Origin of the sequence: Mesorhizobium sp. M8A.F.Ca.ET.207.01.1.1, assembly GCF_004794715.1 — a bacterium.
Classification (GTDB): Bacteria; Pseudomonadota; Alphaproteobacteria; order Rhizobiales; family Rhizobiaceae; genus Mesorhizobium.
This window is the reverse complement of sequence record NZ_SRUS01000471.1, coordinates 1-303: the sequence shown is the minus strand read 5'-3', so window position 1 is coordinate 303 and position 303 is coordinate 1. Positions and strand designations below refer to the sequence as shown.

The 303-nt window shown below is 70.3% G+C and carries 1 pseudogene; it reads right to left on the bottom strand.

What is annotated here, in order from left to right:
* Positions 1–218: pseudogene (locus EN850_RS35415) on the bottom strand (hypothetical protein); the annotation flags it as partial.
* Positions 219–303 lie beyond the last annotated feature (85 nt).

The following is a 303-nucleotide window of genomic DNA, read 5'->3' as shown; positions in this document are numbered from 1 at the left end:
GCCGCGTCATAGGTACTGCGGCGGCGCAGGACCGCAAAGCACAGCGCTTCCAGCAGGGCGCGATCGCGGCTGTCGGCCAGCTTGGGCAGGGCCCAGGCCAGTTCCGCCTTCAGCGAGCGGCCACGGGTGAACACCTGCGCCAGTACGCGTGCGGCCAGCATGCGGGTGGCCGCGCCCGGCGCCGCCTTGGCGACGGAGAAATCATTCTGCTTCGACACCGCTTATGCCCCCACGTGCAGGTCGCGGCGTGCATTGAGGTAGTCGGCGGCGGTGATCGCCTTGCCGCCTTCGCGCTGCAGCGTG